Here is a 23,189-nt window from a genome sequence, read left to right as displayed (position 1 = left end):
CGTCATCCTTCGCGCGAGGGGCGGCCCGTCAACGGCCGCGCTTGTTAACGATGAATACGCCCGTTCGCTCCATCCCGCCACCGCTTGCGCGCCTCAGGCGAGAGCGGATCAGAACTCGGTCACGGCCCCCGGCCGCCGTGCGCGGGATTTCAGCCACATGACCCCCATCAGGTCCGACAGCGACGCCCGCAACCGGCCCCAGTTGGTGTATTTCGACCGGCCCGTCTCGCGGTGGCGGTGGTCCACGTCCAGATAGCGGTTCTCATACCCCTCGCGGATCGTCAGGGCCGGCAGATAGCGGTGGACGTGATCGAAATAGGGCAGGCGCAGAAAGACGTCGCGCCGGAACGCCTTCAGCCCGCAGCCGGTGTCGTCGGCGTCATCCTTCAAAAGGCGTTTGCGGATGCCGTTGGCCCAGCGCGAGGCCCAGCGTTTGGCGGCCGTGTCCTGGCGCTTGGCGCGCCGACCGCCCACCAGGGCCACATTCGGCGGGGCGGCCATCAGGGCGTCGGCCAGCTTCGGCGCCTCGGCCGGCGGGTTCTGGCCATCGCCGTCCAGGGTCACCACAATGGCCCCGCGCGCCGCCAGCACCCCGGTGCGCACCGCCCGGCTCTGGCCCGCATTGGTGGCGTGGCTGAGCACCCGCAGCGCCGGCAGCTCGGCCATCAGGGCGCGCAATTCGGCCAGGGTCGTATCCCGGGACGCATCGTCCACGAAGATCATTTCATACGACCGGCCCATAAAGGCGGCGGCGATTTCGCGCGCCAGGGGGCCGGCGGCCCCGGCCTCGTCATGGACGGGAACGACGACGGAGATGTCGGGCGTGTCGGATGCGGTCATGCGTCTCCCTCTAGCAGCGGCTGACGTCCGCGAAAACGGCGTGATAGAAAGCCGCCATGAACCGACCGAACCTTGACCGGCATATCCAGGGCTGGCGCGGCCCCCTGATGGCGGCGCTGCTGGCGCTGATCGCGGGCCTGCCGGGCCTGCTGCTGCTGCCGCCGCTGGACCGCGACGAAAGCCGCTACGCCCAGGCCACGGCCCAGATGCTGGAGACCGGCGATTTCGTGGACATCCGTTTCCAGGACGATCCGCGCTGGAAGAAGCCGGTGGGAATCTATTGGCTGCAGGCGGCGACGGTGGCGGCGACCTCCAGCGTCGAGGACCGGATCATCGCCCCCTATCGCATCCCGTCCCTGCTGGCGGCCATGATCGCGGCGGCGGCCTGCGCCTGGGCGGGGGCGGCCCTGTTCGGAACGCGGGCGGGCTTCCTGGCCGGGGCCATCCTAGGGACCTGTTTCCTGCTGTCGACCGAGGCGGGCATCGCCAAGACCGACGCGGCCCTGTGCGCCGCCGTGACCGTGGCCATGGCCGCCCTGGCGCGCCTTTACATGGCCGCCCGCGCCGGAGAGCCGGGGCGAAGACCGCACAAGGCCCTGTTTTGGGCCGCCCTGGGCGCCTCGGTGCTGATCAAGGGGCCGATCGGCCTGCTGGTCGTGGTCCTGGCGGTGATCACCCTGTCGGCCTGGGACCGCAAATGGCGCTGGCTGGGCGGCCTGGGCTGGGGCTGGGGCCTGCCGCTGATGGCGCTGATCGTCGGGCCGTGGGCCATCGCCGTGACCATCGCCACCGACGGCGGCTTCTGGCGCGAGGCGATCATGGGCGATCTGGCGCCCAAGGTGGCCGGCGGCCACGAAAGCCATGGCGCCCCGCCCGGATATTACATCCTGGCCGCGCCCCTGCTGCTGTTTCCCGCCACCCTGATGCTGCCGGCCGCCCTGTCGACGGCGTGGAGCCGCCGGGCCGAGCCGGCGGTGCGGTTCCTGATCTGCTGGCTGGTTCCGGCCTGGCTGATGTTCGAGCTGACGCCAACCAAGCTGATCCACTACACCCTGCCCACCTTCGGCGCGCTGGCCCTGCTGGCCGCGGCCGCCCTGACGCGGCCCATCGGCACGGTCTCGCGGCGCGTGGGCGCCCTTTTGGGCCTGTTCGCAGCGGGGCTGATCTGTCTGATCGTGCTTTACGGCCTGACCGAGTTCGGGCGCTCGACGGCCCAGACCTGGGCGGCGGTGACCATGCTGACGGCGGTGGGGGCGGCGCTGATCGGCGGCTTCCTGCTGCTGAACCGGGCGGCGGTGACGGGGCTGCTGATCGCCCTGGCCTTTGGGGTGGTGTCGCATGCGGCCCTGGCCGGAACCATCCGCCAGCTTCGGCCCCTGGCCGTGTCGGTCCAGCTGGAGAAGACCCTGCGCGAGGCGCGGCTGCATCCCGACCAGGGGCGCACCCCCGGCCCGGTGGCCATCACCCGTTTTCATGAACCCAGCTTCGTCTTTCTGACCGGCACGCGAACCCAGCTGACCGACGCCGCCGGCGCCGCCCGCGCTCTGGCCGAAGGCCGCCCGGCCATCGTCGAGGCGGCCGACGCCGAAGCCTTCCGTCAGGCCGCCGCCGGCCTGGGCGTCACCGGTCGGTCGGTCGGGGTGGTGCGGGGCCACAACTATTCCACCGGCGACGATGTGGCCCTGACGGTCTATGCGCCGCCCGGAGCGGCCCGATGAGCCGCTTCATCCAGATCGTCGAGGTCGGCCCCCGCGACGGCCTGCAGAACGAAAAGGCGGTGCTGGACCCCGCCGTCCGCGTCGATTTCGTGCGCCGGCTGCAGGCCGCGGGCGCCCGCCGGATCGAGGCGGTCAGCTTCGTCCATCCCAAATATGTGCCCCAGATGGCTGGCGCCGAAGCGGTGATGGCCGACCTGGCGCCGGAACAGGGGCGCAGCCGCATCGGCCTGGTCCTGAACGGCAAGGGGTACGACCGCGCCCTGGGCACGGCGGTGGACGAGGTCAATGTGGCCATGAGCGCCACCGACGGCTTCGGCCTGAAGAACCAGGGCCTGAGCGTCGATCAGCAGGTGCAGATGCTGGCCGACATCGTCGCCGGGCGCGCCAATGCGGGCGCCGAGACGGGCGGGGCGCCGCAACTGTCGGCCACCCTGTCCTGCGTCTGGGGCTGTCCGTTCGACGGCGAGGTGGGGGTGGATCAGGTCGCCGATCTGGTCGGCCGCATCGCCGAACTGGGGGTGCAGGAAATCGCCCTGGCCGACACCATCGGCGCCGGCGACCCCTGGGCGGTGACGCAAAAGGTCCGGGCGGCGAAGGCGGCGGCGCCGGACGCAAGCCTGCGCCTGCATTTCCACGACACCCGCAACACCGGCCTGGCCAACGCCTATGCGGGGATCGAGGCGGGGGTGACGGTGTTGGACGCCTCGGTCGGCGGCATCGGCGGCTGTCCGTTCGCGCCGGGCGCCACGGGCAACATCGCCACCGAGGATCTGGTCTATATGCTGGAGCGCGCGGGGTTTCAGACCGGCTATGACCTGGACGCCCTGATCGAAACCGCCCGCTGGATCGGCGACAAGATCGGCCGCCCGGCCCCCAGCGCCCTCAGCCGCGCAGGCGGATGGCCGAGGGGCTAGGCGCGGCATTGGCCTGACCGCACCCGCCTGCTAGACCGGCCGCCTCCCCCAGCCGCCCCCTTTACGAGATCGTGTCATGACCGTTCGCAAGACGCTGGCCCGCGCCTTCCGCAGGCTGACGGGAACCCGGCCGCAGCCTGTGGCGACGACAGGTGGGACACCCATTGCGCGGGATCGGTACTTCTACCTTGGGCCGGACCAGGCGCTGGTGAAGCTGGACAACGGCCTGTTCCTGTACGTCGATCCGCAGGACGATCACATGAGCGCCCGGATCATCGCCGACGGCCATTGGGAAAGCTGGGTGCATGCCTGTGTCCTGGGCCTGCTGAAGTCGGGCGACCGCGTGATCGAAGTCGGCGCCAACCTGGGCTACTACGCCGTGGCCATGGCTCAGAAGGTCGGCCCCGGGGGCTTCCTGACCTCGTTCGAGGCCAATCCCCGTATTGCTGCCCTGACGCAGAAATCCTTGGCCTTCAACGGCTTCGCAGCGCGCAGTCGAGTCATTCCTCAGGCCGCCCTGAACGAGCCGGGAGAGATCAGCTTTGTGGTGTCTCGACGCAACTCTGGCGGCGGTTTTGTCACCTACTGGGAGGGACAGCCGTACGAGGACGGGGTGGTTCTGAAAGTTCCGGCCGTCCGTCTCGATGACACGGTGAGCGGACCCATCGACATGATCCGTATCGACGCCGAAGGGTCGGAGCCGTTCATTTTGCGGGGCGCCGAGGCGATTCTGAAGGCCAATCGCGACATTGTCCTGTGTCTGGAATGGAGCGTGGAGCAAATGGGGTCGCGCACCTCGGTTTCGGAGTTTGTCGACTGGTTGTCGGACATGGGTTTCGGTTTCTGGCGCATGGGTTTCGATTCCAGCCTGCAGCCGGTTGCACCCGCCGACATGGCGGGACTGGACCTGTGCGACGTCGTGATGTCGCGGCGCGACCTGACCCCGCCCAAGGCTTGAGATATCTTCGGGTTGGTCAGGCCAGGCGGCGTTTCAGCCAGCGGAAGAGCCGTCGCGCGAAGCGACCACCGGGGGCTTGTTGCTCGGCCAGGGTGCGCCGGTACCGAGCGTTGTCCGGCTCCAGGGCGACGGCGCGTTCCAGGGCCGGGATGGCGTCTGGCGTGCGGCCGGCGCGCAGGCGGATCGTAGCCAGCCAATAGTGCAGGTGCGGCGCGGAGGGGTATTGCTCGACCGCCTCCACGGCCAGGGCTTCGGCGTCCTCCAGCCGCCCCGCTGCCGCAAGCGCTTGCGAATAGGGCGCCAGATAGCTGATCCCCCGGCCGCTGAGACGGGTTGCGCGGTCATGCAGCGCCAGGGCCGCTTCATGGTCGCCGGCGCGGGTCAGTTGCTGCGCCAGGCCCGACAGGGCCATGGGCTGGTCGGGCTGAATTTCGACCGCCCGCCGCGCCAGGGCCAGGGCCAGCCGGGGGCGATGCGGCGGCTGGCGCTCAGCCATCAGGGTCAGGCAGGCCACGCTGTCGCGCCGCGCCCGACGCGCGCGCGCCGTCAGGGCGGCGGCGTCCACCGGCCCGGCCAGCAGGCCCATCACCAGCGGCGCCAGCATGCCGGCCTCCAGCAGGAAGGTCGTGGCCGGATGATGGATGTGGCCCACCCCAATTAGGTCCGCAGCGATCTCGGCGGTGATCAGGGCGACATGGCGTTGGTCATCCCCAGCGGAATCATAGACGATCAGCGGCCGGATGGCGCAGGCCAGCCGGTCCTCGATCTCTGGCTGGAAGTCGATCCGCAGGGCGTCGGCGGTCCAGCGGATCTCGAACGGCGCGCGGCGCGGGTCGATGGAATATTGGGGCGAAATGGCCAGGGCCGCGTGTGCGCCCACGGCGTCGGCGAAGCGGATCGCCGCATAGGCCCCCATGCTGGAGCCATAGGTCATCACCCGTTCGGCGCCCGCGACCGCCCCACGCACCGCGGCCAGGGCCTGGGCCATGTCGGGATATTGATACCAGTCGTCGCCACGCCCCAGCACATGGATGGCCGAGACGCCGGATCGGGCCAGGAAGTCCTGGCCAAAGCCGGGCCGGTCGAACCCCGGCCCCAGCCCATAGTTGTCGAAGGTCACGACCCAGCGGCTGACGTCCTGGGCCGGGACTTGCCGGACCACGACATTGTCGCTGCGATACAGGTCGATCACGGCGGCCGCCCGATACGCCCTACAGGTTCAGCAGCGCCGGGTCGCCGCCCTGGGCCGAGATGTTGTTGCTGATGGCCTTTTCCGCCGCATAGCGGATCAGGCTGTAGGGGCCGCCCGCCTTGGGGCCGGTGCCGGACAGGCCCTCGCCGCCGAAGGGCTGGACGCCCACCACCGCGCCGATGATCGAGCGGTTGATATAGACATTGCCCGCCGGGACCAGGCGCGCCACCTCTTCGGCGAAGGCCTCGATGCGGCTGTGAACCCCCAGGGTCAGGCCGTAACCGCGCGCCGCCAGCTTGCCGGCCACGGTCTTCAGATCCTTGGGGTGATAGCGGCAGATGTGCAGGATCGGGCCGAACACCTCGCGCTCCAGATAGTCGGGCGTCGGCACCTCGGCGATCGTGGGGGCGAAGACGTGGCCGGTGTCCGCACCGGCGGGCGGTTCGGCGCGCGCGATGATCCTGGCGTCGCCTTCCAGACGTTTCAGATGCGCCTCCAGCATGGCCTTGGCGTCGGCGTCGATGACCGGGCCGATGTCGGTCGTCGGTTCGGCCGGATCGCCCATGACCTGGGCCGCCAGGGCGCCCTTCAGCCCCTCGATCAGGGCGTCGGCCGCATCATGCGGCACATACAGCAGACGCAGGGCCGAACAGCGCTGACCCGCCGAGCCGAAGGCCGACAGGATGACGTCGTCGATCACCTGTTCCTTCAGGGCCGTGGTGTCCACGAACATCCCATTCAGCCCGCCCGTCTCGGCGATGAAGGGGATGATGGCTCCGGGCCGCGCGGCCAGGGCGCGATTGATGGCCGTGGCCGTGTCGGTGCCGCCGGTGAAGGCCACCCCGTCGACCAGCGGATGGGACGTCAGGGCCGCGCCGACCGTTTCGCCGCGCCCCGGAACCAGGGCCAGCAGGTTGGGGTCCAGCCCCGCCTTGTGGAACAGGCGCACCGCCTCGGCCGCGATCAGGGGCGTCTGCTCGGCCGGCTTGGCCAGCACCCCGTTGCCGGCGGCCAGGGCGGCGCAGATCTGGCCGGTGAAGATGGCCAGGGGGAAGTTCCACGGGCTGATGCAGGCGAAGACGCCGCGGCCGTGCAGCACCAGCTGGTTGATCTCGCCCACCGGGCCTTCCAGCGTCTTCGGCCCGCCGAAATCACGTTCCGCCAGCATGGCGTAGTAGCGGCAGAAGTCGGCCGCCTCGCGCACCTCGGCCACCCCGTCGTTCAGCGTCTTGCCCGCCTCGCGCGACAGCAGGGCGACCAGACGGTCCATGTCCGCTTCCAGGGCGTCGGCCATGGCGCGCAGGATGGGCGCGCGACCGGCGCCGCCCTTGCGGTCCCAGGCGGTCTGGGCGCGGTGCGCGGCTTCAAGCGCCGCATCGATGTCGGCCGTGGTCGCTTCGGACACATGGCCCAGAAGGCGGCCGTCCCAGGGGCTGAGCACCGGCTGGGGGTTTTCCCCGGCGCCCAGCTTGCCGCCGATCAGCGGGCCGGACGTCAGGGTCTCGGAATCCACCTTCGACAGGGCGGCGGCGTGGCGCTCGCGGTCGGCGCGTTGCGAATAATCGCGGCCCAAAGAGTTCTGGCGGTCCATGTAGATGTCCTTGGGCGTGGGGATCTTGGCGTGGCGGTCGGGGTGGGCCTCGACGGCCGAAATGGGGTCGGCGGCGACGGCGGCGGCGGGCACCCGCTCGTCCAGCAGGGCATGGACGAATGACGAGTTGGCGCCGTTCTCCAGCAGGCGGCGGACGAGGTAGGGCAGCAGATCCTCATGCCCGCCGACGGGGGCATAGGCGCGGACGGTGACCGGGCCGAAGGCGTCCTTGGCGGCGTCGTACAGGGCCTCGCCCATGCCGTGCAGGCGCTGGAACTCGATCTTCACCCCCGCATCCGTCGCCATCTTGTGCACGGCGGCCAGCGAATGGGCGTTGTGGGTGGCGAACTGGGCGTACAGGTGCGGCGCCGCCGCGATCATGGCTCGGGCGCAGACCAGATAGTTCAGGTCCGTCGCCGCCTTGGTCGTGAAGACCGGATAGTCGGTGCGCCCGCCGACCTGTGCGCGCTTGATCTCGGTGTCCCAATAGGCGCCCTTGACCAGACGCACCATCAGGCGGCGGCCCGAGATGCGGGCCAGGTCGGCGACGCGGGCGATGACCTCTGGTCCCCGCTTCTGATAGGCCTGAACCGCCAGGCCCAGCCCCTTCCAGTCGCCCAGCTCCGGGTCGTGCGCCAGGGCGTCCAGCAACTTCAGCGACAGGGCCAGCCGGTCGGCTTCCTCGGCGTCGATGGTGAAGTTGATGTCGTGCCGGGCCGCGATCAGGGCCAGGCGGCGGGTGCGGGGGTAAAGCTCGGCCCAGACCCGGCCTTCCTGCACCGCCTCATAGCGCGGCGACAGGGCCGACAGCTTGACCGAGACGCCATGGCCGGCCTCGGGGCCCTGGCCCTGTGCCGTGCGGCCCACCGCCTCGATGGCCTCGGCGTAGATGTGCTCATAGCGTTCGGCGTCGTGGGCGGTGCGGGCGCCTTCGCCCAGCATGTCGAAACTGCACAGCCAGCCCTCGCGGTCGGCGCGCTTCAGGGCGGCCTGGATGGTGCGGCCGACCACGAACTGTTCGCCCATGATCTTGACCGCCGTGGCCACCGCCTGGCGGATGACCGGTTCGCCCAGCCGCCCGGCGATGCGCTTCAGAAAGCCGGGCAGGTCGCTCTTGGCCTGGTCGTCGGCGTCCACCAGCTTGCCCGTCAGCATCAGGCCCCAGGTCGAGGCGTTGACGAACAGACTGTCCGACTGGCCCAGGTGCGAGGCCCAGTCGGCCGAGCCGATCTTCTCGGCGATCAGCCGGTCGCGCGTGTCTTCGTCCGGCGTGCGCAGCAGGGCCTCGGCCAGACACATCAGGGCCAGACCCTCGCGGGTGCCCAGAGAAAACTCCTGCAGGAAGCTTTCGACCACGCCCTGTTTCTTGACGCTGGCGCGCGCGCGCTGGACCAGATCGATCGCCTGGTTCAGCACCGCCTGGCGGCCGGCGCCGTCCAGAGGAACCCGGCCCAGAAGGCCACGCACCACGGCGGTCTCGTCGGCGAATTTGTCGTGATCCAGCGTGTCCCAATCCTGGGACAGGGCGGGGGGCGGGGCGGAAGCTGCGATCATGGGGCGGCTCTTAGACCTTTCCGCGAGGGAACGGGAGGGGGATCAACACGCTCTCGCCTTCGCACGCGCAAACCGCTAGATCATCCTGCCGAACAACGGAGCCGGATACAGGCCCACATGCGTATCGTCCTGGCCACCGACGCCTGGGAGCCCCAGGTCAATGGCGTCGTCCGCACCCTGACCCGCACCATCGCGGAATGCCGCGCCATGGGCCATGAGGTCGAGGTCGTCGAACCCAGCCAGTTCAAGACCATTCCCTGCCCGACCTATCCCGAGATCCGCCTGGCCCTGGGCGCCGAAGAAGAGATTCGCGAACGGCTGCGGGCCTTTGCGCCCGAGGCGGTGCATATCGCCACCGAAGGCCCGATCGGCATCGCCACCCGGCGCATCTGCGTGGAATGGAAGCTGCCGTTCACCACCAGCTACCACACCAAATTCCCGGAATATGTCTCGGCCCGGTTCCCGATCCCGGTGGGGGTCGGCTACGCCTATATGAAGTGGTTCCACAAGCCGTCGGGCCGGCTGATGGTCGCCACCCCGACGCTGCGGGACGAACTGGTTGAGCACGGCTTCCGCAACGTCTCGCCCTGGTCGCGCGGCGTGGACACCGAACAGTTCAATCCCGAGCTGCCGCGCATCTATGACGAGATGGGGGGAAAGGACTGGCCCCGGCCCTTCTGGCTGAACGTCGGCCGGGTGGCGGTCGAAAAGAACATCGAAGCCTTTCTGGAGACCGACCTGCCGGGCACTAAGATCGTGGTCGGCGACGGCCCGGCGCGCGCGGAGCTTCAGGCCAAATACCCGGAGGCGAAATTCCTGGGCGCCCGGTTCGGCGAAGAACTGGCCCGGTGTTTCCGCGACGCCGACGTCTTCGTCTTCCCCAGCTGGACCGACACCTTCGGCCTGGTGATCCTGGAGGCCATGGCCACCGGAACGCCGGTCGCCGCCTATCCGGCGCACGGGCCGATCGACATCATTCCGGGGTCGGACGCCGGGGCCATAGACGACGACCTGAGGACCGCCTGCCTGAAGGCGCTGGAGTGCGACCGGGGCGCCGTGCGCGCCTATGCCGAGAAGTTCAGCTGGCGCGCCTCGGCCGAACAGTTCGTCGAGAACCTCCAGCCCTATCCCGAACCGGAAAGCGGCAAATTCTGGCGCCGCCTGCGCCGCATCGCCCGCCTGCGCCGTCGCGCCGCCGCCTGACTGCGGCCCTCAGCGCCGGGTCAGCACCGTGCGCATCAGGCACGAGAAGACCAGCCGCCCGGCCTCGTCCAGCAGGTCGTGCTGGGCGATCAATATGCCCTTGTCGTCGCCGACCGGATCCTTGCCCATGACGGTCAGCCGCCCGCGCAGCAGTTCGCCCGCCGGCGGATTGCGCATGAAGCGCAGGCCGTCGACCGCCAACACCTTGGTCTGGGCCCAGCCGGCGGCCTTTTCCGCCGCCAGCCGGCTCCACAGGGCATAGACCATGGCGTCCGGCGCGCCATAGGCGGCGTCCCATCCGGGCGAGAACCGCTCGACGAACAGGTCCAGCGCCGCCTGATCGACGGCGCAGGCGCCCAGGGGAATGACCTGGCCGACGCCCAGGTCCTCGAAATGGACGTTCAGGGTTCCGCTCATCGGCTCGCTCGCGTCAGGCGGGCTCTTCGGACACCCGCACCAGGAGCTTGCCGTCATGGTCGCCGGTGAACAAGCGGTTCAGCGACCCGACCGCGCCTTCCAGCCCGTCGTCGACGTGGGCCTTCCATTTGACGCGGCCGTCCGCCAGCCACGGCCCCATCTCGGCGACCATCTCGCGGGCGCGCGGGGCGTAGTCCAGAACCAGGAAGCCCTGGACGTGCAGTCGGTGGGTGATCAGCCGGGCGAAATTGGGCGATGGCGGCATCCGCGTGGCGTTATAGGCCGAGACCAGGCCGCACACGGCCATGCGCGCCCCGACATTCAGCCGGTTCCAGACGGCGATCATGATGTCGCCGCCGACGTTCTCGAAATTCAGATCGACGCCATTGGGGGCCAGGCGGTCCAGGGCGTCGCCGACATCCTCGTTCTTGTAGTCGATGGCCGCGTCGAAGCCGAGTTCGTCGGTCAGCCAGGCGCATTTCTTGGCCCCGCCGGCGATGCCGATGACGCGCGCGCCCTTCTGCTTGGCGATCTGTCCGGCGATGGAGCCGACGGCACCGGCGGCGGCCGAAACCACCAGGGTCTGGCCCGGCTGGGGCTTCAGAATGTCGGTGACGCCGAAATAGGCGGTCAGGCCGGTCATGCCCATCACCGACATATTGGCCGTCAGTGGCAGGCCCGGCGCCCGGTGCACGCGCGATACGGCGGCCTCATTGACCACGCCATAGTCGGCCCAGCCGCCGGCGGCGGTCGAGACGATGTCGCCCACGGCCCACTTCTGGGACCGGCTGTCCTCGACCACGCCCAGGGTCAGGCCGCGCATGACGTCGCCCAGACCCACCGGCGGCAGATAGCCCTCGGAATCGTTCATCCAGGTGCGGTTGGTCGGGTCCAGCGACAGATAGACGGTGCGGATCAGAACCTCGCCGTCCTTCAGGTCCGGCACGGGGGCGGAGACCAGCTCCAGGTCGCCGTCCTGGATGTCACCGCGCGGCCGTTGGCGCAGCACCCACTGACGATTCATCCGGCTCATGGCGCTCTCCATCGCGTTTTCTTTGTGGACCCATTGGGCCAAAACCCCGCCCGCCTGTCGAGGGGGCGACGAAAGAAAAGCGCCGTTCGGCCCGCAGGCCTCAGGAGAAGGCGGTGAAGATCAGGGCCACCACGGTGACGTCAAAGGCGCGGGCGGCGAAGGACAGGACGTGGGACATGGACGGATTCCGGGACGTTCCGATAGGCGACGGTTGGCCCTGCGCTCAGCAAGGCCCGTGCCGGAACGCGGGGCGCGCCTTCAGATGTCGGTCTTGGTCGTCTTGCCGGCGGCCGGACGCCGTTCCTTGGCGCCGGAATATTCGCGGCCCAGATAGGCGGCGCGGGCCGCATCCAGCACCGGCGGGCCGCCCTTCAGCCCGCGCTTCTGACCGGTCTGGCCCATCACCTGGGCGGCGAAGACCGGGTCGTGTCCGGCCGGGCGGGCGGCAGGGCTTGCCGGGCTGTCGGTCTTGGCCGGCTGCGGGTCCAGCGGAACCAGGGCGCGGCTGGATTCGCGGCGCTGGGTCCGGCGGCGGTCGCCCTGGCGCTGGTCGTCGCCGGCCATGGATCAGCCCTTGCCGGCCAGGCGGTCGATCTGGGCGCGCATCTCGTCCATCTGGCGGCGCATGGCCTCCAGAGGATCGGCGGTCGCTTCGGTCTTGGGCGCTTCGGGCTTGGACGCCGCGCCGGCCATGCCGGGCCACATGCGCATGGCCTGTTCGAACATGGCCATGTTGCGCTTGATCGCCTCGTCCATCAGACCGGCGCCGGGCGCGGCGGCGAAGGTGCGGCTCATCTGGTCGCGGAACTGTTCCTGCTGGCGGGTGAAATTCTCCAGCGACATCTCCAGATAGCTGGGCAGCACCCCCTGCACCGGATTGCCGTAGAAGCCGATCAGCTGGCGCAGGAACTGCACCGGCAGCAGGGCCTCGCCGCGGCTTTCCTCCTCGAAGATGATCTGGGTCAGGATCTGGCGGGTCAGGTCTTCGTTCGACTTGGCGTCGAACACCTGAAACTCGATCCCGTCGCGGACCATGCGGGCCAGATCGTCCAGGGTGACATAGGCGCTGGTCGCGGTGTTGTAGAGCCGCCGGTTGGCGTACTTCTTGATGATCACCACGCCGTCTTCGGCCTTGCCTTCGGGTGTTTTCTTCTCAGCCACGCCGCACGCCTTGCTGTTGCCGTCGCGTCCTTATCCCGCACTGCGCCAGATTGCGCCAGCGGTGATGTCAGACCACGGACGGCGCCAGAACCACCCCCACCAGCACGGCGGCCCAGTGGGCGCCCGCCCCGGCCACCACGAACCCGTGCCAGATGGCGCGGCGGAATTTCACCTTGGGGCTGATGAAGACGAACACACCGGCGGTGTAGATCAGCCCCCCGGCCACCAGCAGGCCCAGGGCGATGGGATGCACCGTGTCCAGCATCGGCTTCAGCGCCAGCACCGCCAGCCAGCCGAACACCGCATAGACCGCGCTCCAGAACCCGTCCGACAGGCGCGGGGCCACCATCTTGGCCGCCACCCCCGCCAGGGCGATGCTCCAGACCAGCACCGTGAAACCGATCGACCACCAGCCCTCGAACCGCTGGGTCGTGAAGGGGGTGTAGCTGCCGGCGATCATCAGGAAGATGGCCGCCTCGTCCAGCCGCCGCAGCACCGGCCGCGCCGCGCACGGCCGGGTAAGATTATAGACGGTCGAGGCCGTCAGCATGGCGATCAGACACAGGGCGTAGATGGCCGTGGCCACCGCCTCGCCCACCCCGGCATAGACCGCCGCCAGGGTCGCCAGCACGATGCCGCCGACGCCGGCCAGGATCAGGCCGATCAGATGCACCCACAGGTCCGCCTGACGCTCGGCCCGCGAGGCGTAGTGTTCGATCATGTCCAGGGCGTCGGCGACGCAGACGCGGGCGGACAGGGCTTTCAACGCGTTCAGCATGGCTTCTCCAAAACCTGAACCGGCGTGATCGTTCCCGTAAACAATGGGCAAGCTGGATGACCATCGCCTGAACATCGGGGTCGGACGGCGTTGTTCAGCGTCAGGTGCGGCGTTCAGGCCACAGTCGGGGCCGCGGGCGAGCGGGCGTGATTTGCGGCGCGGGGGCGGGGGGGCTACTCAGGCGGCCGTTCCTTCCCCGGAGTTTCAGTATTATGACCGACGTCGTCATCGTTTCCGCCGCCCGCACGCCGGTCGGTTCGTTCCTGGGCGCCCTGTCGGGCCTTTCGGCCGCCGATCTGGGGGCCGTGGCGATCAAGGCCGCCGTCGAGCGCGCCGGCGTGCGCCCGACCGAGGTGGACGAGGTCATCCTGGGCCATGTGCTGCAGGCCGCGACCGGTCAGGGGCCGGCGCGTCAGGCCTCGATCAAGGCCGGCCTGCCGGTCGAAACCCCGGCCTGGAGCCTCAACCAGATCTGCGGCTCGGGCCTGCGCGCCGTGGCCATCGCCTATCAGCAGATCGCCCTGAGCGACGCCAGGATCGTCGTCGCCGGCGGCCAGGAGAGCATGAGCCAGGCGCCCCACGCCACCCGCCTGCGCGAAGGCCAGAAGATGGGCGATGCGGCGCTGGTCGACACCATGATCAAGGACGGCCTGTGGGACGCCTTCAACGGCTATCACATGGGCCAGACGGCCGAGAACATCGCCGAGCAGAAGGCCATCAGCCGCGCCGACCAGGACGCCTTCGCCGTCGCCAGCCAGAACAAGGCCGAGGCGGCCCAGAAGGCCGGCCGGTTCGCCGAAGAGATCGCCCCGGTGACGATCACCACCCGAAAGGGCGACGTCGTGGTCGATCAGGACGAATACATCCGCCACGGCGCCACCCTGGAGGCCATGGAGAAGCTGCGCCCCGCCTTCACCAAGGACGGCACGGTCACGGCGGCCAATGCGTCCGGCCTGAACGACGGGGCCGCCGCCCTGGTGCTGATGAGCGCGGACGAAGCCAAGGCGCGGGGGCTGGAACCTCTGGCGCGGATCGTCTCCTGGGCCACGGCGGGCGTCGATCCCGCTGTGATGGGCACCGGGCCGATCCCGGCATCCAAGAAGGCGCTGGACAAGGCCGGCTGGACCGTCGCCGACCTGGACCGTGTGGAGTCGAACGAGGCCTTCGCGGCCCAGAGCCTGTGCGTGCTGCGCGAACTGGGGCTGGAGGCGGACAAGGTGAACGTCAACGGCGGCGCCATCGCCATCGGCCATCCCATCGGCGCCTCGGGCGCGCGCATCCTGACCACCCTGCTGCACGAGATGAAGCGGTCGGACGCGAAGAAGGGCCTGGCCACCCTGTGCATCGGCGGCGGCATGGGCGTGGCCCTGTGCGTCGAACGGGCCTGACCCGGCCGTGAGCGCCATCCTGTACGGCCGGCCGCCGGCGGTGTTCGATCCGCCGGCCGACGCCGTCCAGACCTCGCCCCTGATCCCCGGCTCGGCGGCGCTGGAGGATCTGGCGCCCGGCTCGATCGACAGCGCCATGATCTACGCCCCGCCAGGGGTGATCGAACGGCGCCATGTGCTGGCTCTGGCCCTGCGCGCCCTTGCGCCGGGCGGGCGGCTGGACGTCATGGCGCCCAAGGACAAGAGCGGCTCGCGGCTGAAGAAGGAGCTTCAGGACTTCGGCCTGACCTTCGAGGAAACCGCCAAGGCCCACCACCGCCGCGCCATCGCCGTTCGGCCGGAGACGGTTCGGGGGCTGGACGAGGCCCTGGCGGCGGGCGGGCCGCGTCGGCTGGAGACCCTGGACGCCTGGACCCAGCCGGGCGTCTTCGCCTGGGACCGGATCGATCCGGGCAGCGCCCTGCTGTTGCAGCACCTGCCCCCGCTTTCGGGGGCGGGCGCCGACCTGGGTTGCGGCTGGGGCGCCCTGTCGCGCGCCGTGCTGACCTCGCCCCAGGTGACTGCCCTGCGGCTGGTCGATCTGGACCGGCGGGCGATCGAGGCGGCCCGGCGCAATATCGAGGACGCCCGCGCCGTCTTCGACTGGGCCGATGTCCGGCTGCTGAGTGAAGACGCGGACCTGGACTTCGTCGTGGCCAACCCGCCCTTCCACGACGGCGGGGCCGAGGACCGGCGCCTGGGCCAGGCCTTTGTCCGCAAGGCGGCCGGGATGTTGAAGCCCGGCGGCGTCCTGTGGGTCGTGGCCAACCGCCACCTGCCCTATGAGAACGAGATCAACGCCGTCTTCAAACGCATGAAGCCCGTCGCCGACACCGGCGGTTACAAGGTGCTGGAGGCGACGCGGTGAAGACGCCGACCGCCCGCCTCGATAAATTGCTGTCCTCCCTCGGTTACGGCTCGCGCCAGGAGATCGCCCGGCTGGCCAAGGCCGGCGGCGTCGAACTGGACGGCGCCGACATCACCGACGCCGCCGCCCGCATCGCCGTGACGCCAGATCTGCCCGCGCGGATGACCATCGACGGCCGGCCGGTCGATCCGCCGCAAGGGATGCTGCTGATCCTGAACAAGCCTCTGGGCATGACCTGTTCGCACAAGGAGGACGGGGCGCTGGTCTATGACGTCCTGCCCGACCGCTGGCGGCGGCGCGATCCGGCCATATCGACCATCGGACGGCTGGACAAACAGACCACCGGCCTGCTGCTGCTGACCGATGACGGCGATCTGCTGCACCGGGTCATCAGCCCCAAACGCCATGTGACCAAGACCTATCGCGCCAGCCTGGCCCGGCCGCTGGCGGGGACGGAAGCCGCCCTGTTCGCCTCGGGCCAGATGATGCTGGAGGGTGAGGACAAGCCCCTGGCGCCCGCCGTGCTGGAGGTCGTTTCGCCGACCGAAGCGCGGCTGACGGTGGGCGAGGGCCGCTATCACCAGGTGCGCCGCATGTTCGCCGCCGCCGGCAATCACGTGGAGGCCCTGCACCGCGAAAGCATCGGCGGCCTGGCCCTGCCGCCCGACCTGGCGCCCGGCCAGTGGCGGCTGGCTACGACCCAGGAGCGCGAAGCCATCTTCGCCTGACGGAACCGGCGGGCGTCAGGGGGCTTATGGCTGCGCTTGGGAGATGCGGTCATGGACAAGGGCGCCACGCGCAAACGCGATTTGCGGACGGGACGTTCGCTGTGGGCCGACGGTCCGGGCCTGGGCGTGCCGATCAAGCCCCTGACGGCGCCGGTGGCGGTCGATGTGGCTATTGTGGGGGCAGGCATCAGCGGCGCCTTCATGGCGCGGGAACTGAGCCGCGATCATTCGGTGGTCGTTCTGGACCGCCGCCCGCCGCTGATGGGATCGACCATCGCCTCGACCGCCCTGCTGCAATGGGAGATCGACCTGCCGCTGACCGAACTGGCCAAACGGATCGGCGGCCGGGACGCGGCGCGGGCCTATCGCCGGTCGTTCGCGGCGGTGCAGGCCCTGAAGACTATCGTCGAACGCGACCGAATCGTCTGCGGCCTGAAGGATCGCCAGTCCCTGTATCTGGCCGGAAACGCCCATGGCCATCGGGCGCTGGAGGCCGAGGCGGAGGCGCGGCGCGCGGCGGGGCTGGAGGGCGATTACCTGAGCGCAGCCGCCCTGCGCGACCGGTTCGGGCTGGAACGGACCGGGGCCATTGTGTCGCCCGGCTCGGCCGTGGCCGATCCGGCGCGGCTGGCGGCGGGCCTGTTGCGGCGCGCGGCGGCGGATGGGGCCCTGATCCATTCGCCGGTCGAGGTGCTGGAAACCCTGCCCGACCCCGAGGGCGTCACCCTGGTCACCGACGCCGGTCATCCGGTGCGGGCCAAACAGGTCGTCTTCTGCTGCGGCTATGAGTTTCCCAAGGGCGTGCCGACGCCGGGCGCCAAGGTGGTCTCGACCTGGGCCATGGCGTCCCGGCCGCGCCAGCGCTGTCCCGCCTGGCTGCGCGAGACCCTGGTCTGGGAGGCGTCGGATCCGTATCTGTATCTGCGCATGGCGCGCGATGGCCGCCTGATCGTCGGCGGCGAGGACGAGCCGTCGCCGACCCTGCACGCCAGCCCCGAGCGGCTGAAGGTCAAATGCCGGACGCTGCAGAGGAAGCTGAAGACCCTGCTGCCGACGGTGGAGTTCGAGGTCGACTACGCCTGGGCCGGGGCGTTCGGCGAAAGCGCCACCGGCCTGCCCCAGATCGGGCCGATCGAGGGGATGCAGGACCGGGTGCACGCCGTCATGGGCTTCGGCGGCAACGGCATCACCTATTCGGTCATCGCCAGCCAGGTGGTGTCGGCCACCATCCGTGGACGACCCGACCCGGATGCGGACCTGTATCGGGCTTGACCCCATCGGACGCCGGGCGCACCAGCGACCCATGACCGTTCAGGCGAAAATCTGCGGGCTGAGCACGCCCGAAACCCTGGACGTCGCCCTGGACGACGGGGCCGCCTATGTCGGTCTGGTGTCCTTCCCGAAAAGCCCGCGGCATCTGTCGCTGGACGCCATGACGGCGCTGGCGGATCGGGCGCGGAGCCGGGCGAAGGTGGTGGTGGTGACGGTCGACGCCGACGACGCCCTGCTGGCGGAGATCGGCCTCAGGGTGCGGCCTGATCTGATCCAGCTGCATGGGCAGGAGACGCCGGCTCGGGCCGAGGCCGTGCGGCGCCTGACGGGGGCGGGGGTCATCAAGGCTCTGCCGGTGTCGGGGCCAGACGATTTCGCGGCCGTGGGCGATTGGGAGACGGCGGCCGATCATCTGCTGTTCGACGCGCGGCCGCCGAAAGGCTCGGTCCTGCCCGGCGGGGTCGGCGCCGTCTTCGATTGGTCGCTGATGGCCGGGCGGCGGTTCGCGCGCCCCTGGTTCCTGGCCGGCGGCCTGACGCCCGAGAATGCGGCCGAGGCCATGCGGATCACCGGGGCGCCCCTGCTGGATGTGTCCTCTGGCGTGGAAAGCGCGCCCGGTGTTAAGGACGCCGCTCGGATCGTCGCCTTTCTGCAGGCCGTGCGGCGGCCGTAATTCCGACGCCTGATCGCGTGAAAGCTGTGCCCGTGACCGCCGCCCTTCCCAACACCCCCTATGCCTGGCCCGACGACCAGGGCCGTTTCGGCCCCTATGGCGGGCGGTTCGTGGCCGAGACCCTGATGCCGCTGATCCACGAGCTGGACGCGGCCTATGCGGCGGCCAAGGCGGACCCGAGCTTCCAGGCCGAACTGGACGGCTTCCTGACCGACTATGTCGGCCGGCCCAGCCCGCTTTATCTGGCCGAGCGCCTGACCGAACACCACGGCGGGGCCGACATCTGGTTCAAGCGCGACGAGCTGAACCACACCGGTGCGCACAAGGTGAACAACTGCATGGGCCAGATCCTTCTGGCCATGCGCATGGGCAAGACCCGCATCATCGCCGAGACCGGCGCCGGCCAGCATGGGGTAGCCACCGCCACCGTCTGCGCCCGGTTCGGCCTGCCCTGCGTCGTCTATATGGGCGCGACGGACGTAGATCGGCAGCAACCCAACGTCTTTCGCATGAAGCTGCTGGGCGCCGAAGTCGTGCCGGTGACCAGCGGCCGGGCGACGCTGAAGGACGCGATGAACGAGGCCATGCGCGACTGGGTCTCGAACGTGGCCGACACCTATTATCTGATCGGCACGGCGGCCGGGCCGCATCCTTATCCGGCCATGGTGCGTGATTTCCAGGCGGTGATCGGGCGCGAGGCGCGGGCCTCCATGCTGGCGCGGCGCGAGAAACTGCCCGACGCCTGTGTGGCGGCCATCGGCGGCGGATCGAACGCCATCGGCCTGTTCCACCCCTTCATCGGCGACGCCGGAGTGCGGCTGATCGGGGTCGAGGCGGCCGGGCGCGGCCTGGACGGGCCGGATCACGCGGCGTCCATTCAGGGCGGCCGCCCGGGCGTGCTGCACGGCAACCGCACCTATCTGCTTCAGGACGACGACGGCCAGATCCTGGAAGGCCATTCGATTTCCGCCGGGCTGGACTATCCGGGCATCGGGCCGGAACACGCCTGGCTGAAAGACATCGGCCGGGCCGAATATCGCGCCGCCACCGACGCCGAGGCTCTGGAGGCCTTTCAGCTGTGCTCGAAGCTGGAAGGGATTATCCCCGCCCTGGAGCCATCGCACGCCCTGGCCCGGGTCGGCGACATCGCCCGCGAGGTGGGCAAGGGCGGCGATGTGGTGCTGAACATGTGCGGGCGGGGCGACAAGGACATCTTCGCCGTGGCGAAACATCTGGGAGTGGAACTGTGAACACCCGAACCCTTCTGATCGCGGCCTCGGCCGCCCTTCTGGCCGGAACGGCCGTGGCCCAGGATGTGGCCCAGCCCCAGCAGGCCCAGCCCCAGCAACCGCAGGGCGGCCCGTGGAACGACTCGCCCGTCCTGAACGGCGCCACGGCGGCGCCGGATTGCGGCAATCTGCACAATCTGGCGGGTCGGGCCTTCTGCGTCACCGCGCCTCTGGGCCAGATGGAGGCCCTGGCGGAAAGCTACATCACGACGCTGGCGGGTCTGGGCTGGTCGGCCGTGGACGGCGACAACAATCGCGTGGTGCTGATCAAGCGCACGGGCGAGAACCAGTGCGACGCCGTTCAGATGATCGCCTTTTACGACACGTCCAAACCGGCGGTGCCGGAATCGGCCGCCTTCCTGGGATTCGCCACCATTCCGGGCAATATCTGCGCGCCGCGTCCCGCCGCCGCGCCGGCCCAGTAAGCGCGCCGTGACCACCGCCCGCATCGACGCCCGGTTCGCGGCCTTGAAAGCCGAGGGCCGCGCCGGCTTCGTCGCCTATGTCATGGCGGGCGATCCCACGCGCGATCAGGCCCTGGCCATCCTGCGCGGCCTGCCCGGCTCGGGCGCCGACATCATCGAACTGGGCTTTCCGTTCAGCGATCCGATGGCCGAGGGGCCGCCGATCCAGCGCGCGGCCCTGCGCGGGCTGAAGGCGGGACTGACGCTGAAGGGGACGCTGGACCTGGCGCGGGATTTCCGGGCGGGAGACGCCGACACGCCGCTGATCCTGATGGGCTATCTGAACCCCATCGAGACCTATGGCCATGACGCCTTCGCCCGCGACGCGGCGGCGGCGGGTGTGGACGGGGTGATCGTGGTCGACTGCCCCCCGGAAGAGGCCGATCCCCTGACTGACGCCCTGGATGCGGCGGGGGTGTCGCTGATCCGCCTGGCCGCGCCGACGACCGACGACGACCGGCTGAAGGTCGTGGCGGCCCGCACCTCGGGCTTCGTCTATTATGTCTCGGTCGCCGGGGTGACAGGAACGAAGGAGGCCGACGCCGGCGCCGTGGCCCCGGCCGTGCAACGGGTGCGCGCCGCGGCCAACCTGCCGGTGGCGGTCGGTTTCGGGGTGAAAACGCCCGAGCGCGCGGCCCAAATCGCCCGCGTCGCCGACGCCGTGGTGGCCGGTTCGGTGCTGGTGGATGAAGTCGCCGCCGCCCTGGACCAGAACGCCGACCCGGTCTCGCGCGTTCTGGATCGCGTCAGGTCGCTTGCGGACGCCGTGCGGGGTGCGCGCGCGACAGAAAAGGTCTAAAGCGCCGCCATGGTCGACAAGAACAAGTCCCCCGAACGCCCGCGCGGAGGCTGGCTCAGCCGCTTCGCCCCCGGCGTGCGCAAGATCGTCAGCCGCCGCGACACGCCCGACAATCTGTGGGTCAAGGACCCCGATACCGGCGAGATGCTGTACCGGTCGGACCTGGAGACGTCCCTCTGGGTCACGCCGTCGGGCCGCCACATGCGCATCGGCGCGCGCGACCGGCTGCGCTTCACCTTCGACGACGGCGACTATGAGGCGATCGACACGCCCGAGGTGGCCGAAGACCCGCTGAAATTCTCGGACGGCAAGCCCTACAAGGATCGCCTGGCCGCCGCCCGCAAGGCCCAGAACGCGCGGGACGTCATGTCCATCGGCGTCGGCGCCATCGACGGGACAGAGGCGGTGGCGATCGTCCAGAACTTCGCTTTCATGGGCGGTTCGCTGGGCATGGCGGCGGGCGAAGCCTTCATCGCCGCCGCGCGCGAGGCCGTGGCCCGCGACCTGCCGCTGGTCTGTTTCACCGCCGCCGGCGGGGCGCGGATGCAGGAAGGCGCCCTGTCGCTGATGCAGATGGCGCGCACCACCCTGGCCATCCAGGAGCTGAAGGCCGCCAGACTGCCCTATGTGGTGGTGCTGACCGACCCGACTACGGGCGGGGTGACCGCCAGCTACGCCATGCTGGGCGATGTGCACTTGGCCGAGCCGGGCGCCCTGATCGGTTTCGCCGGGCCGCGGGTGATCGAGGCGACCATCCGCGAGAAGCTGCCGCCGGGGTTCCAGCGCGCCGAATATCTTCAGGAAAAGGGCATGGTCGACCGTGTGACCACCCGCGCCGAACTGCCCGGCGTTCTGGGCCGCATCCTGTCCATGCTGATGGACGGACGCCGGGTCGCGGCCTGAGCGGCACCTGACGCCCATGCGGAACCCCGCCGTTCGTTTCCTGCTGGCGGTGTTGGTGACGGCGCTGGCGGCTGTGGGCGCGACCCTGGCGCTTTACTGGATCTGGACCGAGCTGCTGGACGGCGCCCAGGTGTCGATCCACGGCTGGATCGCGCTGGGCCTGGGCCTGTTCGGAACCGGCGGCCTGGCCTGGCTGCTGATGAGCCTGGCCTTCCGGTCCAGCCGCGAAGGCTGGGACGACCGGGCGGACGACAGCCTGGGCAGGCGCGACTAGGCGTCCAGCGCCGGGGCCAGCAGCCGCTGCATCAGGGCCCGCACCACCGGCACGGCCACGGCGTCGCCCATCAGCTTCAGCGCCGCGCTTTGTGACCCCGGCAGGCGATAGTCGTCGGGAACACCCATCAGCCGCGCACACTCGCGCCCCATCAGCCGCCGCGCCCGCGCCCGGCCGTCCTGGCCCACGATCACATACTGCCGCGACGACCCGCCCGAAGGGGTGCGCAGGCATCCGGCCAGGCCGTCGAACCGCAGCTCCAGCCGCTGAACCTTGCGTCCCTGTTCGGTGCGCACCCGGCGGAAGCCGGCGGCGACGGCGCGGTCGCCCGACGCCAGGGCCGCGTCCAGCCGCGCCCGGTGCAGCGGCGCCATAAGGGCCAGAAGATCGCGCGTCTGGTCGGGCGACAGCCAGTCCACCGCCTCGTCTGGTTCCAGCACCGCCGCCAGGTCCAGGTTCCGGCGCGGCGGCGGCGGCAGGCGCCACCAGGCCCAGGCCTCGCGCACCGCCGGGGGCAGTCCCGCCTGGGCCGCGATCAGGCGCGGGGAGTGGAACGGCCCGTCCGGTCCCGAGGACGTCGGCGCCGATCCGTCCCGCAGGCCGACGATGAACAGGCGCGGCCGCGACTGGGGTAGCCAGTGGGCGGCGTCCATCTCCAGCGCCCCGACGCGATAGCCGGCCGCGACCATGGCCCCGCACACCGCCGCGAAATCGGCCCCGCCGCCCGAGGTCAGCAGGCCGACGACATTCTCGATCACCACCAGACGCGGCCCGCGCCCCTGGGCGTCCAGCCCCTGCATCAACCGCCAGAAGCCCCAGAAGGCGCCCGAACGACGCGCTGTCAGCCCGCCGCGCGCGCCCGCCAGGCTCAAGTCCTGGCACGGCGACGAGGCCCAGCACAGATCGGGCCGCCCCGGCAGGTCGTCGGGCGTCAGGGAGCCGACATCGCCGACCCGCAAGGGGACATCGGGGTGGTTGGCGGCAAAGGCCCGCGCCTTGGCCGGGTCCAGGTCGTTGGCGAAGACGGTGCGGAACCCCGGCCCGTCGCTGTCCGGGGCCAGCCCCAGCCCCGCCAGGCCGCCGCCGGCGAAGAATTCATACACGCTGGGGCAGGGCCGAATCGCCATGGGGCC

The 23,189-nt window shown here is 70.2% G+C and carries 23 protein-coding genes; 14 read left to right on the top strand and 9 right to left on the bottom strand.

Going from position 1 to position 23,189, the window contains the following annotated elements; genetic code table 11:
- Positions 1-108 precede the first annotated feature (108 nt).
- Positions 109-840, bottom strand: a complete 732-nt coding sequence (locus Q0581_RS07305) for a glycosyltransferase family 2 protein (protein ID WP_298698991.1) — start codon at positions 838-840, stop codon at positions 109-111.
- A 56-nt stretch (positions 841-896) separates the two neighbouring features.
- Here Q0581_RS07305 and Q0581_RS07300 point away from each other — a divergent pair, with 56 nt between their 5' ends.
- The 3 genes from Q0581_RS07300 (at position 897) to Q0581_RS07290 (ending at position 4,430) form a co-directional block, all read left to right on the top strand.
- On the top strand, positions 897-2,558 hold the full coding sequence (locus Q0581_RS07300) for a glycosyltransferase family 39 protein (RefSeq protein ID WP_298698989.1): 1,662 nt from the start codon (positions 897-899) through the stop codon (positions 2,556-2,558).
- Positions 2,555-3,472 carry a hydroxymethylglutaryl-CoA lyase gene (locus Q0581_RS07295; protein ID WP_298698987.1) on the top strand — a complete coding sequence of 306 codons (918 nt, stop codon included), beginning with the start codon at positions 2,555-2,557 and terminating at the stop codon, positions 3,470-3,472. The genes Q0581_RS07300 and Q0581_RS07295 overlap by 4 nt, the downstream gene beginning before the upstream one ends.
- 76 nt (positions 3,473-3,548) lie before the next feature.
- Complete coding sequence (locus Q0581_RS07290; RefSeq protein WP_298698986.1) at positions 3,549-4,430, top strand: FkbM family methyltransferase; 882 nt, start codon at positions 3,549-3,551, stop codon at positions 4,428-4,430.
- 16 nt (positions 4,431-4,446) lie between these two features.
- On the opposite strand, the gene Q0581_RS07285 is transcribed toward Q0581_RS07290, so the two are convergent.
- Entirely contained in the window at positions 4,447-5,622 is a 1,176-nt protein-coding gene (locus tag Q0581_RS07285) for a tetratricopeptide repeat protein (RefSeq protein WP_298698984.1), read from the bottom strand.
- Positions 5,623-5,641: 19 nt separating this feature from the next.
- Positions 5,642-8,767: a bifunctional proline dehydrogenase/L-glutamate gamma-semialdehyde dehydrogenase PutA gene (gene putA, locus Q0581_RS07280; protein WP_298698982.1), complete on the bottom strand. Its 3,126-nt coding sequence runs from the start codon at positions 8,765-8,767 to the stop codon at positions 5,642-5,644.
- Positions 8,768-8,884: 117 nt separating this feature from the next.
- On the opposite strand from putA, the gene Q0581_RS07275 reads away from it, so the two are divergent.
- Positions 8,885-9,970: a glycosyltransferase family 1 protein gene (locus Q0581_RS07275; protein WP_298698980.1), complete on the top strand. Its 1,086-nt coding sequence runs from the start codon at positions 8,885-8,887 to the stop codon at positions 9,968-9,970.
- A gap of 9 nt (positions 9,971-9,979) precedes the next feature.
- On the opposite strand, the gene Q0581_RS07270 is transcribed toward Q0581_RS07275, so the two are convergent.
- The 5 genes from Q0581_RS07270 to Q0581_RS07250 all read right to left on the bottom strand — a co-directional run bounded on the left by Q0581_RS07270 (position 9,980) and on the right by Q0581_RS07250 (position 13,359).
- Complete coding sequence (locus Q0581_RS07270) at positions 9,980-10,387, bottom strand: acyl dehydratase (protein WP_298698978.1); 408 nt, start codon at positions 10,385-10,387, stop codon at positions 9,980-9,982.
- A 13-nt stretch (positions 10,388-10,400) separates the two neighbouring features.
- On the bottom strand, positions 10,401-11,420 hold the full coding sequence (locus tag Q0581_RS07265) for an NADP-dependent oxidoreductase (RefSeq protein WP_298698976.1): 1,020 nt from the start codon (positions 11,418-11,420) through the stop codon (positions 10,401-10,403).
- A gap of 258 nt (positions 11,421-11,678) precedes the next feature.
- Positions 11,679-11,984 carry a hypothetical protein gene (locus tag Q0581_RS07260; RefSeq protein WP_298698974.1) on the bottom strand — a complete coding sequence of 102 codons (306 nt, stop codon included), beginning with the start codon at positions 11,982-11,984 and terminating at the stop codon, positions 11,679-11,681.
- 3 nt (positions 11,985-11,987) lie between these two features.
- Complete coding sequence (phaR, locus tag Q0581_RS07255; RefSeq protein WP_298698972.1) at positions 11,988-12,581, bottom strand: polyhydroxyalkanoate synthesis repressor PhaR; 594 nt, start codon at positions 12,579-12,581, stop codon at positions 11,988-11,990.
- Positions 12,582-12,648: 67 nt separating this feature from the next.
- Positions 12,649-13,359 (bottom strand): hemolysin III family protein, encoded by a 711-nt coding sequence (locus tag Q0581_RS07250; RefSeq protein ID WP_298698970.1) that lies wholly within the window; start codon positions 13,357-13,359, stop codon positions 12,649-12,651.
- A gap of 212 nt (positions 13,360-13,571) precedes the next feature.
- Between Q0581_RS07250 and Q0581_RS07245 the strand changes: the two genes are divergently transcribed.
- From Q0581_RS07245 to Q0581_RS07200, 10 genes are read left to right on the top strand one after another with little or no spacing between them, the layout of a single operon-like run.
- Positions 13,572-14,747, top strand: a complete 1,176-nt coding sequence (locus Q0581_RS07245; protein ID WP_298698968.1) for an acetyl-CoA C-acetyltransferase — start codon at positions 13,572-13,574, stop codon at positions 14,745-14,747.
- 7 nt (positions 14,748-14,754) lie between these two features.
- Positions 14,755-15,654: a methyltransferase gene (locus tag Q0581_RS07240; RefSeq protein ID WP_298698966.1), complete on the top strand. Its 900-nt coding sequence runs from the start codon at positions 14,755-14,757 to the stop codon at positions 15,652-15,654.
- Complete coding sequence (locus Q0581_RS07235) at positions 15,651-16,382, top strand: pseudouridine synthase (RefSeq protein ID WP_298698965.1); 732 nt, start codon at positions 15,651-15,653, stop codon at positions 16,380-16,382. The genes Q0581_RS07240 and Q0581_RS07235 overlap by 4 nt, the downstream gene beginning before the upstream one ends.
- A gap of 51 nt (positions 16,383-16,433) precedes the next feature.
- The gene (locus tag Q0581_RS07230) at positions 16,434-17,654 is read left to right on the top strand and encodes an FAD-binding oxidoreductase (protein ID WP_298698963.1); all 1,221 of its coding nucleotides are present in this window, start codon (positions 16,434-16,436) and stop codon (positions 17,652-17,654) included.
- A gap of 31 nt (positions 17,655-17,685) precedes the next feature.
- A complete protein-coding gene (locus Q0581_RS07225; protein ID WP_298698962.1) occupies positions 17,686-18,327 on the top strand; it encodes a phosphoribosylanthranilate isomerase in 642 nt (213 codons plus the stop codon).
- 32 nt (positions 18,328-18,359) lie between these two features.
- Positions 18,360-19,577: a tryptophan synthase subunit beta gene (trpB, locus tag Q0581_RS07220; RefSeq protein ID WP_298698960.1), complete on the top strand. Its 1,218-nt coding sequence runs from the start codon at positions 18,360-18,362 to the stop codon at positions 19,575-19,577.
- Complete coding sequence (locus Q0581_RS07215; protein ID WP_298698958.1) at positions 19,574-20,041, top strand: hypothetical protein; 468 nt, start codon at positions 19,574-19,576, stop codon at positions 20,039-20,041. Before trpB ends, Q0581_RS07215 begins: the two co-directional genes overlap by 4 nt.
- 7 nt (positions 20,042-20,048) lie before the next feature.
- Entirely contained in the window at positions 20,049-20,879 is an 831-nt protein-coding gene (gene trpA / locus Q0581_RS07210) for a tryptophan synthase subunit alpha (RefSeq protein ID WP_298698956.1), read from the top strand.
- Positions 20,880-20,888: 9 nt separating this feature from the next.
- Entirely contained in the window at positions 20,889-21,782 is an 894-nt protein-coding gene (locus Q0581_RS07205) for an acetyl-CoA carboxylase carboxyltransferase subunit beta (RefSeq protein WP_298698954.1), read from the top strand.
- Between the two features lie 16 nt (positions 21,783-21,798).
- A complete protein-coding gene (locus tag Q0581_RS07200) occupies positions 21,799-22,056 on the top strand; it encodes a hypothetical protein (protein WP_298698953.1) in 258 nt (85 codons plus the stop codon).
- Here the strand turns inward: Q0581_RS07200 and Q0581_RS07195 are convergent.
- Entirely contained in the window at positions 22,053-23,183 is a 1,131-nt protein-coding gene (locus Q0581_RS07195) for a DNA cytosine methyltransferase (protein ID WP_298698951.1), read from the bottom strand. The genes Q0581_RS07200 and Q0581_RS07195 overlap by 4 nt on opposite strands.
- Positions 23,184-23,189: the final 6 nt, after the last annotated feature.

The sequence above is a fragment of the uncultured Brevundimonas sp. genome (genome assembly GCF_937863155.1).
Classification (GTDB): domain Bacteria; phylum Pseudomonadota; class Alphaproteobacteria; order Caulobacterales; family Caulobacteraceae; genus Brevundimonas.
The sequence above is the reverse complement of the archived record's forward strand: the minus strand, read 5'-3'. Positions and strand labels throughout refer to the sequence as shown.